Annotated in this window: 7 protein-coding genes; 1 reads left to right on the plus strand and 6 read right to left on the minus strand. The window is 58.2% G+C overall.

Features of this window, described 5'->3' with window-relative positions:
- Positions 1 to 275: 275 nt before the first annotated feature.
- From ACZ48V_RS01030 to ACZ48V_RS01055, 6 genes are all read right to left on the minus strand, one after another.
- Positions 276 to 2897: a hypothetical protein gene (locus tag ACZ48V_RS01030; RefSeq protein ID WP_464540450.1), complete on the minus strand. Its 2622-nt coding sequence runs from the start codon at positions 2895 to 2897 to the stop codon at positions 276 to 278.
- Between the two features lie 374 nt (positions 2898 to 3271).
- Entirely contained in the window at positions 3272 to 3574 is a 303-nt protein-coding gene (locus ACZ48V_RS01035) for a hypothetical protein (protein ID WP_464540448.1), read from the minus strand.
- Positions 3575 to 3703: 129 nt separating this feature from the next.
- Positions 3704 to 4717, minus strand: a complete 1014-nt coding sequence (locus ACZ48V_RS01040; protein ID WP_464540446.1) for a hypothetical protein — start codon at positions 4715 to 4717, stop codon at positions 3704 to 3706.
- 196 nt (positions 4718 to 4913) lie between these two features.
- Positions 4914 to 6110: a tyrosine-type recombinase/integrase gene (locus ACZ48V_RS01045; RefSeq protein WP_464540444.1), complete on the minus strand. Its 1197-nt coding sequence runs from the start codon at positions 6108 to 6110 to the stop codon at positions 4914 to 4916.
- Positions 6111 to 6404: 294 nt separating this feature from the next.
- The gene (locus ACZ48V_RS01050) at positions 6405 to 8363 is read right to left on the minus strand and encodes a DUF3857 domain-containing protein (protein WP_464540785.1); all 1959 of its coding nucleotides are present in this window, start codon (positions 8361 to 8363) and stop codon (positions 6405 to 6407) included.
- Positions 8364 to 8446: 83 nt separating this feature from the next.
- Entirely contained in the window at positions 8447 to 10501 is a 2055-nt protein-coding gene (locus tag ACZ48V_RS01055) for a DUF3857 domain-containing protein (RefSeq protein WP_464540787.1), read from the minus strand.
- A gap of 375 nt (positions 10502 to 10876) precedes the next feature.
- Between ACZ48V_RS01055 and hrpB the strand changes: the two genes are divergently transcribed.
- Positions 10877 to 13393, plus strand: a complete 2517-nt coding sequence (gene hrpB, locus ACZ48V_RS01060) for an ATP-dependent helicase HrpB (protein ID WP_464540789.1) — start codon at positions 10877 to 10879, stop codon at positions 13391 to 13393.
- Positions 13394 to 13401 lie beyond the last annotated feature (8 nt).

Below are 13401 nucleotides of genomic sequence, written 5' to 3' on the forward strand. Positions count from 1 at the left end.
GCTTGAGTAAAAGTTAGTGTGTAAGCTATCATTCGATAGGCTGCTCTCCTCAGCTCATGATAGTGGGTTGTGCCGGATGACCACGCACAGTGCGCGACATCGGAGAGGGTTGTGTTGTGGTGCTACGACTCCAGTTTCCCACTTCGCGCGGGTGCTCGCAACCCTCTACCTTAGGTTTCAAGGTGGGGGTGGGGTTAGAAGCGATCAATCCAGGATTCTGGAGTCGTGGCACAACGAGCCGGTACTTTTTACCCCTGTGTGGCGAATGAGCACCCTTAGAAGGGGATTTCTCCCTCAGGTGGGTTATCCGATCCATCTTCATCTCCCCATGTGTGGTGCCACGACTCCAGATCTTCAGATGGATCTGGGTTCCCCCCTCCCCCCACCTTGTCATCTGGACGAGGTGGGGAGCCCCCCCGCGTAGGTTGCAAACTTTGATTCGTGGCGTCGATCTCTTCTTCGTCGCGTCGCACCGACCACTGCTTCCCCTCTCGGCCATCCGATATGATGGTGAGATACCATCCACCGGCGAACCGGCGGTCCTTCCGATAGCCAAATGCGTTTCCGAGTGAGCGCGTGATAGGCTCCCGGTAGCGCAGACGAGATCTTATTTCATCGGGGAGCCACTCGACGATGCGTTTGAGATTGGCATCCCGCATAAAGTCTTCTTCCTGTATATCCTCTTCCATGGCACCGGCCAGTTCGCGTACGGTAAAGCCGATCTCAGAGCGCGATTCTTCCCACGTATGGATGGCTTCGAGTAGGTGGGCCCAGTCGTCGTCTTCCACAAAGACACTGTCGGTCAGCTCATCAATATTACCCAGAAATCCGCTGACCCCGACATGCTCCAGGATCCCACCGACGACCGTGCGCCAGCGCTCAAAGGAGCCCAAGACCGGGACATTTTTCGGTTCTGGACGTCCGGCAACGACCCACTTTCGAGCCATGGTGAGCAGCGCTGCAGAGAGCTCTGCGCGGTTTTCCTTCGTCCACTGTGGCTGTTGGTGGGTGAATCCGTCACGTGTCCACGGCTTGGCCATACGCGTGTCGAGGCGGATGAGAAAGCAGCGCCGCACCATATCGCCACTCGGACGTAGATTGTTGCCAGTGGCACACCATACAGCCGTGGACGGCACACGCATCTGCGTAGAGACCCCGAGAATGCGGTCGGACCAAGTGTCTGACGTAATGGCCCGTCGGAGGGATGGACTGTCGAGCGTGCCGCTCACATCATCTACAATGATAAACCGCTCTCCGGCGCGCAGCTGGGCGGTGATTTGCTTGCGCCACTCCGCATCGCCTATGGGTGCACTCATTGTGGCAGGCACTATGCCTGTGCCTATGATACCGATGATCATGGCGAGGAGGCTCTTCCCAGATCCAGCGCGGGTTGCATCAATGATGGCCAGTGGGGTGTTTGCCCCCTTCAAGAGTGGAAGCACAATCAGGGTAAGGGCTAAAGCCAGTGCGCCCGCAAGGCTCGCTTGATCGGCAAAGGGGTGGTCGCACCATGCCTCGTTCACAAAGTTAAGGGCATCCCGTACGTCCTGCTCCGTAGGCTTTTCAGGGACCGAGACGAGCGAGTGTCCATCCGGTAGGTAGTACAGAAGATTGGTCTCTTCGTCGTAGCCCGGCGTGTCACAGACTGTACCATCCGGTCTCAGTATGGGAACATGCGTGATACCATCCAGCACAGGAAGGTCGAGGAGATGTCTGATTCGCCGTACCATGCGTAGAGGCGGGTCTTGGGGCTTCATCTTTTCTCCGACGCAGTTGGTGCAGCGACTGATGAAGTCGTCGAGCTCAGGCTCTGCAACAGGCGCAATCTCAGGCTTTCCTTGAGGGTCCTTCTCTACACGGGCAATGCCCGACCGTCGGTACAACTCCGGTGGGTCGTTAGCCATCTTTATAGCCTCGCAGATCTCATCGACAATTTCCGATGAGGGGCGGTCGGAGATTTCGATGACAGGGGCCTTCTGTGCCAGTCTCTCCCGCCGTGCTTTCTGCTCCTGGCGTTCTTCCTCGTCCTGCAGTCGCTTACGGGTTGCTTCCACAGCACTCCGAAGGTCATTCAGGTTGATCTTGGTTGCCGCCTTGATTCGCTTTTTAAGCTTTGGATACCGATCTGGAGAGACTGCTGCGAGCAAGTCGATGTGCTCGAAGACATCGTCAGCAGTGCCTTCCGCTTCACAATATTCGACGAGATCTGTGGCGGTCTGCGGCGTCCATTGGTGCCGATCTGTGGCCTTAACGAGTGTGCGTAGCTCTTGGAGGCTTCCCTCACGTTTCTTTATCCAGTCGGTCATATCCTCCTTTGCACGCAGCCGTGGAAGCGGGAGAATACAGACTGACGTTGCGCAGCGCACGATCTTGTCGGCGATGGCTCTCATGAAGTCACGCCCAGCGGTGTCATTATCCGGCAGACACACGACATCAGCGCCTTCAAGTGTGTCAGTCATTGATTGAGCCCACTTCTTACCCGGATCAGGGCCTTTGCTGGCGCCACCGGGGTTGCATGTCGCCGTGAGACCGAGTCGTTCGAGTGTCTGGACGTCCTTCTCACCTTCGACGAGGTATACCGTGTCACTATAGTCGATTGCCTTCCGTACACGCGGCAGTCGATAGAGCACGGGATCCACGTCATGGCGACCGCTAACGTATCCGGGCTTCCGGTCGTATTTGCCTGCATCCGGATGGTCCGGCAGGTATGCATGTTGGAGGAAGGTCTTCTGCCCGTAGGCCGGGTGCTCTGGATCCCGCATTTCGTAACGGACGACCTGGAAGAGCGGGTTGCCGTTGGCATCGTGGTAGGTGTATCGGTCCACCAGATCGCCTTCCCACGGCTTCCAAGATGCGTCGGCGTCATCGGGGAAGAGGTCACGCCATTCCAGGCCCATAGCGTGGACTACGTCGGACGCATCGCAGTTTGCATGACATTTCAGCAACACCTTGCCGCCCGGTTCGGCCTCTGTAATAGAGAGCGAGGGAGAGCTATCGTCATGTGCTGGGCACTGCGCTTGATAGCCCGAGCCGGTCTCTGATACGCTGTTTAAGCATGATAATACAGTTTGGAGTGGGGTATCCCTTCGGATCCCCGTAGAGGAATCTTTGTTCATAGCAGTACTATTGGTGAATTTCCTTCTCTGGGAATGAATCCATATTTGGCCTCAGGCAGCGTTGCCGCGCTGCTTGAGGCTTTTCCTTGTCTGGTGGAGCTCGGTGGTGTACCATGAGGCTCTATTGTTGTCTGTGAAAAGAACGAAGCGTGTCGCTACACGTCACGTGCATCCACACGGCCCTCATCGAAGTACTCCTCGATGGATTCGCGGTGGTACCAGATGCGTCGTCCATGCTGGCTGTACGTCACGCGCTCGTTGTCGCGGAGGTACTGCAGCTGGCGATTCGTGAGTCCATAGCGCTCTTTGACCGTATCCGGGTGGAGCCATTCAGCCTTATCGGCCTCGCGAAGTGCATCGGGGACGTGTCGAATCATCGAGTCGCGTACGATATCAGCGAGTGCGCTGCGGAGTGTGTCGCCATCAGCGACGATGATGCGGTCTGAGTCAGTTGCCATGTCGTGGCTATGGTATAATTCGTTGTCTATTGCAGTCCATGGTATGTCGAAGGGCATCCAAACAGCGAAAATTTCGGTGCCTAAACGAAAATTTTTGCTTTTAAACTCAATGGGGTCAATGTTTTGGATCTAAAAAGCCTTGTTTCGCGCCTCTTCCTCTTTTTCGGGTGACACCATATTATCGAATTCCTGCCGGTATCGCCCTAACCCTATGTTGTCGCCATTACTTTTTTGCAGTGGGCTCTCTTCAAGCAGATGTAGGTGATCATATAGAGCCTTTTTGTTTGGGACCATCTGGTTACTCTCCTTGCGCCAGAATTCTTTCGACCCCTTCAGGAGTTCGAGGGTCTTCTCGCGTGTCCGATGGAAATCATACTGCCGGTTATCAAAGTCCTGGAAGTGCCCTGGTGGCCACTCTTCGGCCTTGCCGTACATATCAAACTCTCGGAGTACCATCTTTGCCATCAATGCCCGGAAATAAAGCAGCGCGTGCGTATTACCGTAGGAGTAAGCAGCCTCTTCAAGGTCATCGGCGTAGCACCGAAAGTAGAAGAGTGCTTGATCGAGTGTCATGTTAACGGGCATGTGATTCAAACCGCAGTCGAATCCCCACGATGGAAGCGAAACACACATCCGTTGCTCAGGAGCTTGGAACGGAGATAGAAGGTCGTTTCCCTCCCTTTTCGGCCTTGAAGCGATCAGAGAAGCCGTCTCTGAGCGCTCCGATCGAATATGCCAGACACGTTCTTCTACGGATGCGTCTTTGGGTATGATATCTCTTAAGTTTCTGTTTGCATCCTCAGACTTAGCTCGCTCCAGAATATTGTGCAGGCGCATGGCTTCGTCCGGCGTCGTTGTCTCTGGAGTCAACTCCCCTGCGTGATGAGCAACAACAGGGTACTGATCCATCTTGTCACGCCATGCCTTTTGTTCTCTGTCAGATATCGTACGTGTTGCTCGAAATGTCTCATTTATCAAAGTAGCCAGCTCTTTCGTGTGCTCGCTGAGCCGCTTAACTGTTTGACGCAGACGGTGAGCACCTTGCGCTCCATCGTCCAAGTATGTGCAAAACTCTTCGCGTGTCTCGCGAATCAGGGAAATACCCATGTTTTGAGCCAGGCCCCAATCTGAATCGGATACCATCTGATTTCCATTACTCAGGAAAGGACTCAAAAGGCGCTCAGGGGGACGCTGCGTGAACGCAGGAACGCCCGGAAAAGGCCATGTTTGCGGATGTAGAAGCTGGTAGCGACTGCTCAGGCAGTGTGTGGGCAAGGAGTAAGACCACGACGTTCCAGTCAAGTCACGGAGCCACTCGCGCGTGTCTTCGCTGTATTCATTACTCATCATTCCACATGCTATCGGTGAGACTGTCAACGGCGTCCTGGTCGAAGGAGGAGAGGTAGCGTTCGGTGATCTTGAGATTGGAGTGCCCTAACGCCTTGCTGACGGCGTACAGATCTCCTGAACTCTTGCGTGCCAGGTCCGCAAAGCTGTGCCGTGCGACGTGAAAAGTCACGTCGTCGGGGTTCTCAATCCCGGCTTGAGCGGCTAACTTCTTGAGACTGCGGTTCGCCATCTGATTCCACACAGAGATGCGCTTGCGCAGGTGAACCGGGTCGCGTTCGTCTCCCTTGTCTAAGTATGGGAAAAGATAGGGCGTCTCGTCATCATTGGACCAACGCGCTACGATATCGTGTGCGGGATCTGGAAGTTGTACACTCACCGGTTTATCGGTCTTCATCATCCGGTAGCGTAACCTTCCCCCTGCAACCATACCAGGGCGTAGGCGGCACACGTCGCCAAAGCGGACGCCACCACCATAAAACGCAAGAAGGAACGCATCCCGATCACGTAGCAGATCAGAGCTGGGGGGAGGATCCAGTTCTTGGAGCGCCTGCATATTCTCCATGGAGAGCCGTCTCCGGTCGGTCGCTACGCCCTTTGGCAACTCGTATACCTGAAATGGGTCGCTACCGGCATCCAGCAGCTGTTCCTTAACCGCCTGATTGATGACACGGCGTACACGAGACAGTTCTTTGCGGGTGGTATTCGGGTTGTTACCGCGCTCCTCACGGCAGTGACGTTCCAGTTTGCGGAGGGCAGCAGGCGTAAGGTCATTCCATGAGATCTGATTGCCCAGTGTGGCCTGTAGCTTGTTCAGCGTAGTATTGTACTTCTTGCGCTCCCAGTACTGGTCACGATCCCTGAGCCGCCCGATAAACGACTCAAAGTAAGCAGTAAAGCTGCCTCCACTACTCGTTATTTGGGTTTTTACGGCCTCTGCGCTATCAGATTCGAGAGCGGCCTCTTCGGCTTGCAGTCTGACACGGCGTATCTTCGCGTTGTATGCCGACGCGAGTTCGTGTGTCTTCCGAACGGTCTTCTTTGTGTCATTCCAGTATTCTGGTGCGATTTGGACACCAGTGGATACAAACCGGCTCTTCCGGTTAGCGGTGATACGAATCCAAACAGGAGCACGTCCGCTGTCGCGTTTCTTGCTCTTGCGCAGGACAGGAGTTACGGTGATCGCCATGTGTACGATGTAGCTGATTTGTTGTACCAATATCCAACGGTGGTACAACATAGGTACAACAAACCACGAAGTCCACTGCAATGAATATTAACAAGAAAATACGCTGATACGCTCTGAAGGGTGATTTGGTGTGGTAGTTGAGAAATGAAGTAACCGGGCATGCCACTATATTTGGGCCAGGAAGGCCCACTACCTTGCACGTACCTACATGGAAGCTCCTGCGTTTGCAGGAGCTTCTACTGTTTTAGGGGGCATTTCTGCGTTTGTCCTCTGCGTTTGTCCAACAGGGGCACCTTACTGCTTTACCAGCACGGCCTGCATGGCGTCGGTTTCACGCATCTGGCGGAGAAGCTCGCGGTAGCGCTCGTAGTGGTCGGGGCGGAGCACCGCCTCCCTCACCTTGAAGTGACGCACATACACGATCTGATCTGGAGCCTCGTGGGTTACTGTCACCGTGTACGTCGCAAACGGTGCATCGAACACCGTTCCGCCGGGAAGCGCCTCCACGCCGTACCCATCCGGTAAGACGTAGGTTACCGAGTCGGTGTAAACTGCTGGCGCGGTGAAGCCATGCACCGGATGCCTCCGCCTGTCGTCAGGTTCGTCGGGAACTGAGCGGGTCCGACCTTGCAGTCCCAGTTCAACGAACAGACGGGAAGACGTAGAGGCTGCATACCGAGGCAGATCCAGCGTAACAGGAAGTCGAATCTCTCGCTCGCGCGCATCGACTGATGCGAAGTCTGCATCTACAATCTGAAATGTGGAGAAACGGATCTGGTCGCGCAGCCACTCGGTACGTGCTCGCGCCGAAGCATTCGTTAACCGATGGCGCGGCGCGTCCTGAAAAATGCCTGTGTACCTGTTCGTTATGGAGGCAGTGGCATCTCCTGAAGATGTGAGCTGAACTTCAGCAACCCGCGTGCGCTGGTTTGCTTCGGGCTGCGACGACGGCAATTCAACCAGGTGGCTTCCCTCTTCACGCACCAGCAGCGCGCGCCGGTTTTTGATGCTACGCGGCACATGCCCAAACGGAAGCACCTGACTGGTCGTCTCCAACCAGAGCGTGTCTTGCTCGGCAGGCACCGCCAGAATCATGTGATTGAACCGGTTTTCGGGAAAGTCGTCACGCAGCTCGGGGGGATTGGACCCACCATAGATAAGCACAGGGAAGGCCTCAATCCCCACTTCTTCCAGCAGCGCCTGCATGTAGTTTGAGAGCGCCTTGCAGTCGCCATAACCGGTACGCTCTACGTAGCCCGCATCAAAGGGCTGCCACCCCCCAAGCCCCAGCTGCACGCTTACGTAGCGCGTGTGATCTTGCATATACTCGTAGAGGGCTTGTACCGAGTCACGACGCGTTGCAGCCCCCTCTACCACCTCGTGGACACGAACTGTGGAGACCGGCGAAAGCCCCTGGCGGCCCTCAGTGAGCCCGTAGTACCAGTCGCCAAATGCACTCCAGCTGGCAAACGTCCCTTCCGTGTCGCTGATGGCAAACCGGTCGGGAACCACGTGTACCGCTGGTGCCTGCTGGTGCCACGGCGGCCCGTGGGGCTCGGCCTTCAACGCCTCAGCGCCACGCACCGTCCACGTGTGTACGCGGCGGTCGTCGTGGAGGCGACTTTCCGGCTCGGGGGCGCCGCGCCGCAGGTCGTAATGCACCTGCATCGCTGCGGGCGTGTCGACCATGTACTGCGCGTGCTCCACCGACGCGCTCTGATGATGCGGCTGCCACACCGGCCAGTCCAGGTGGCCTTCCCGGTCAATCGTATACTCAAATACGATGGTATGCGGGTATGTGCTATGGTTCAGCTCGGCAATGGTGACGCGCAGATCGCGATAGAGCGAAAAGCCGTCGTTGGCCGGATAGTCGCGCAGATCGTCGTCGTCCAGCTCTGCCACAACCGTGCCCTCGGCATCCAGTACCCACCCGTCCAGGTGGGCGATCGAGCGGAACGAGTCGTGAAAGAGATGAACCCGCCCGAACGCGTCGCGTCCTTGCCGCGAGAAGATCGTGACGGCTTTGCGGACATGATGGGATACCGACCCCACTTCGTGCGCTTCTATGTGCTCAATGTGGCGACGTACGATGGCGTCGGGGCCTGCCTCCATCATGGGAAGCGGCACGGTACGAAGCGCAAGCGACTTGTTTTCCAGGTCGCTGGATAAGGGGCCTATGTCTTGTGCTGTTACCGGACAGGCCAGCAGGATCCATACGAGGATACCGGCCCATCCTGCAGATCGAATGTGCATACGATTATCGTGAAGCGGTTGGAGGCAATAGGAGATGATGTTGGGCCGTGAGCAGCGCGCTCATCACTGTTTATTACGGCTCGTCACTGCGACGCAGCCTCAGAGGGAGACTCCGTAGCTTCCTCAGCTTCCTCAGCTTCCTCAGCTTCCTTGCGTAACACGATCGGCTCAGATTCCATGTCGACGATGCGCGCAAAGAAGTCGCGCAGCCCTTCGTAGTCTTGCGAACCGATAACCGGCTGGTTCAGGGTGTACACCGATCGGACGGTCAGGCGTCCAAACTGCTCCTGAGCGAGTCGTGTGTAGGCGCCCCCTTCGTTAGGCAGTTGTACCTGCATGTTGCCGGGCATCTCCTCGATCACGTATCCCTCAGGCAACTGCAGCGAAATGACCTGCTCTACCTGCCCGGGATATCCAAAGTCAACTGGGTACGTGCGCTCCTCCACCTGAAACGGATTCTCTTCCCATCGCGAAAGCAGCATGGGGTTGAGGTAGATAAAGTCGGCGGCCGTGTTGGCATATCGTGGAATGGTCACATCAGACCGAACGACAACAGACTCGCGGCGTGCATCAGGAATCTCGACACGGGGAGCGTCAACCTCGGCGTCGTCGTAGCGGTCGAACAGGGTCGACACGACAAACGACGCATCGTCGTCAGCCGATTCGTAGTCGCTACGGCGCAGAGCAATGCTCGGCCCGCTGTACGTGGCCTGCACATTCGCTTCTATGGTGCCGTCCGCGTGCAGCTCTCCCTGCGTGAAGAAGGAGCGCTGATCCGGCACATTGCGCGGAATGTCAATCCACTGCGCGTTCTCCTCGTTCAGCATAAACCCGTTGTCGTTCAGTGCCCGAAGGGGTAGCACTCCTGCCGGACGATGTGGATTGGTCGCATCCAAAAACATAACTTGTTCATCCGTAGACGCTACAACGATCAAGTCGTTGAACTGCGAGAGGAACGGGTACAACGGCACGGTATGGCCATGGTCGCGCGTGCTGATGAGCACCGGCGCAGCCAGAGCAAGGTCGGCCTCCTGGAGCATAGACACCAGCAGCAGATTGATTTCTGCACTGGTTCCGCTGCGCCGCTCCAGCACATCGTCAAGATCGCTGCTTGCGTAGACTCTGCGCATCCCGTTCCAGCTCATCCACGTGGCCACTGCATCATAGATCGCATTCATCTGCTGCATCGGGTCCTCGATGCCGTCGATAATGGAACGCGCCTCGTCGCGCACCGAACGGTGGTCGCCCATCTGGTCACCCAGGTTGTCATGGTCTAACAAGTCTTCAGCCAGCTCGGGCCACGAACTCATAACAGGCTTCCGCGGCCGGTTCGGAAGGTTTACAGCCTGCAGCTGAAAGCGGATCTTAGAGCGATAATTCTCCAGCGTGGTCATGAAGGGCTCTTCGCGCAGGGCGGGCACCTCCGTCATGACCCACCGGTGCTTCGTAGCTCGCAGGTTATGGCCAAAGTTGATCCGGTCGTTCTCCTCCACAGCGTACGGGTGCTCACCCTGCGAGAGAAAAACGTATTCAAACACCTCTGGGATGCTGGTTTCGTACTCGCTATAGAGCGTGGGCTCGGTCGTCTGAAAGGCCCATGAGCGCAAGAACTGAGGCTGATATGAGCGGATGCGATACGAGTACTCAATCACAGCACCTGGCTGCAGATTAGGGAGCGTGAACGTGATCCGCTCATAATCGCCGTCGATGTTTTCCTCGAAAACGTCGTCGCTGTCAAGCTCATACGTCTCTACGCTGCCGTCCGCTCCGAGCACCATCGTCTGTCCGTCAATGCGGTCGACCCGTTCGGTGCCGTCTGCAGCATAATACGGAATCTCGACCGTCCCCCAACTGTCATAGGCGTCCTCGCTCAAGATCTTGACGCGGCGATGCCGTTCAAACGCCAGGCGCCCGTTTGGTCGAAACGAAGTCTCACCGTAGTCGGACAGGATTACAGCCGTTGCGTTAGAGTCGGCGGGATAGTGGTCCATCTCAAGAACATCGACAGATACCTCGCCCCACTCGGCGGGCTCATCGGGGACTTCTATGTTCTGTGCGTTGCTCGCAGGAAGCCCTACTGCGCTGCAAATAAGAGAGACGAGAAAAAGGGTGCGAAAGTAGCGTAGCGTGCGCGGCATATCGACGTGCCCATATTTTTGAACGAAACGAGATAATGTATGATGTGATAGGCGTTCCAGTACTAAGGAGCAACCTTTCGATCTAAAGTATTAAGTTGTGACAAAAGAGTCAAAGCTTGGTGCCGAGACGTAGATATGTAATACTGTTGATGCACGGCTTGTAGTTTTTTGAACCTTCGTAGTAGCACATTTTTACTGCGCACGTGCTTCCGAACGACTCATCGGACGGTAGCTCCATTAGCAGGTCAGCAGATCAAAGCCAGCATGGGTGTTCTCTTGGCGATCTCGCCACGCCGCGCAAACGCCCCAACAAATCGCGTTTCTCTTCCGTTCAGGTAAACCGTCTGGACTTCAAACGAACGGTTACCGCCACGCATGACGCCCCTCCCCATCGATGACGTGCTGCCCGAACTGCGCGCTTCGCTGCGCGATACGCCTCGGGCCGTACTCGAAGCGCCCACCGGCGCAGGCAAAACCACCCGCGTGCCACCCGCACTGCTTGAGGCCGACTGGCTGGGCAACCAGCGCATCCTCATGCTGGAGCCGCGTCGCCTGGCCGCCCGTGCCGCCGCCCGTCGCATGGCGCAGGAACGCGGCGAATCTGTCGGGCAGACTATCGGCTACCGCGTGCGCATGGATACGCAGGTCAGTCGCCAGACCCGCATCGAGGTCGTCACCGAAGGCGTGCTCACGCGCATGATCCAGGACGATCCCTTTCTTGACGACATCGGCGCGGTCATCTTCGACGAGTTTCACGAGCGCAGTCTGCAGGCCGATCTCGGACTCGCCCTCGCACTCGACGTCCACGAATCGCTGCGCGCCGACCTGCGGCTTCTCGTTATGTCGGCCACCCTCGATGTAGGACCCGTAGCTGAGCTTCTGGGGGATGCGCCGCGCATCACTAGTGAAGGACGCACGTATCCGGTCGATATCCACTACGCCGACCGGCGCCCTGATGGATACATCGAACCCTACGTATCCGACAAAATCATGGAGACGCTGCCCGATACTGAGGGCGACATGCTGGTTTTTCTGCCCGGCGCCGCCTCGATTAAGCGCGTAGAGCGGCAGATCAAGCAGCGCGGACTGCCCCCCCATGTCAACGTCTACCCGCTCTTCGGCAATCTGCCGCACGACGAGCAAGACCGCGCCATTGCGCCGAGCGAGGCGGGCGAGCGCAAGATCGTGCTGAGTACGCCCATCGCTGAAACCAGCCTCACGATCGACGGGGTGCGCGTGGTCATCGACAGCGGCAAGCGTCGTACGCCCCAGTTCGATCCGAACAGCGGCATGACACAGCTCAAGACGGTGCCTATCTCGAAAGCCTCCGCCGATCAGCGCGCGGGGCGGGCTGGACGGACGGCGCCGGGTGTGTGCTATCGGCTGTGGACGCGCCACACGCACATGCATCGCACCGAACACACGCCGCCTGAGATTGCACACGCTGATCTCGCGCCGCTTGCGCTGGAGTTGGCCGCGTGGGGGACCACCGATCCAGGCGAGCTGCGCTGGCTTTCGCCGCCTCCTGCAGGCACCATGCAGCAAGCCGTTGATCTGCTACAGCGCCTTGGCGCGCTCAACGAGGATGGCACCATCACGTCCCACGGACGCGAGATGGCGGCGATGGGTATTCACCCCAGGCTGGCGCACATGCTCTGCCGGGCGCAGGACCTCGGCTACGAGGCCGCGGCCTGCGATGTGGCTGCGCTCTTGAGCGAGCGAGACATCGTACGCGGACGCGGCGAGGCGCCTGATGCTGACCTGCGCCTGCGTCTCGACATTCTGCAGCGCGCTCGCGAGGGGCAAACCCACCTGCCGAATGCGCTTCGCCAGAGCCGACTGGCGCGTGGCACGCTCCGGCGCGTGCAGAAGATGGCCGGGCACTGGCGCCGTCGCCTGGGGGTGCCCCGCAACGCGCGCAGCGACGCCACGGCCTGCGGCCTGCTCACCGCGTTCGCCTACCCCGACCGCATCGCCGAGCGGCACGACGGGCCATCCGATCGCTTTCGTCTTGCCAACGGACAGGCCGCCGCACTGCCGCATGCCCAGTTGCTCTCCGAATCCGACTACCTGGCCTGCGCTCACGTAGCCGGGCGCGACCGCACCGCACAGATTCGGCTGGCCGCGCCCATCTCAGCCGATGACCTCACCACCTTCTTCGACGCCCTCATCCGTCACGATACCGTGGTTCAGTGGGATGCGCAGTCGGGTCGCGTACAGGCGCGCTCGCAGCGTACGCTGGGGGCACTCACCTTGAAGGATGGTCCCCTCTCCGACCCGCCCGCTGAGCCGCTCGCCGCTGCACTGTGCACCGGCGTTACCGATACCGAGCTCGACCTCTTGCCGTGGAGCAAAGGCGCCCGCCGCCTGCAGCAGCGGCTCGTGTTTGTGCATCACCACCTCGACGACTGGCCCGACGCCTCCGACGAGCACCTGCTCAACACGCTCGACGACTGGCTGATGCCGCACCTGTACGGCATGCGGCGCACCGGCGACCTGAACCGTCTCAACCTGCACGAGCTGCTCAAGCAGCGCCTGTCGTGGGAGCAGCGCGAGAAGCTCGACGACCTGGCCCCCACGCATCTCACCGTGCCCAGCGGACAAAACCGCCCCATCGACTACAGCGATCCGGAGGCCCCCGCGCTCAAGGTGCGTCTGCAGGAGATGTTCGGCGCGACCGACACCCCGCGTCTCGCTGGCGGACGCGTACCGCTTACGCTGCATCTGCTCTCCCCGGCGCAGCGTCCGGTACAGATCACGCAGGACCTGGCGCACTTCTGGGACGAGACGTACTTCGAGGTCAAGAAGGAGATGAAGGGTCGCTACCCCAAGCACTACTGGCCCGATGATCCCTATCGTGCAACAGCCACGCACCGCGTGCGGCCGGACTAAGTGGTGCT

Source organism: Longimonas haloalkaliphila, from assembly GCF_055379825.1.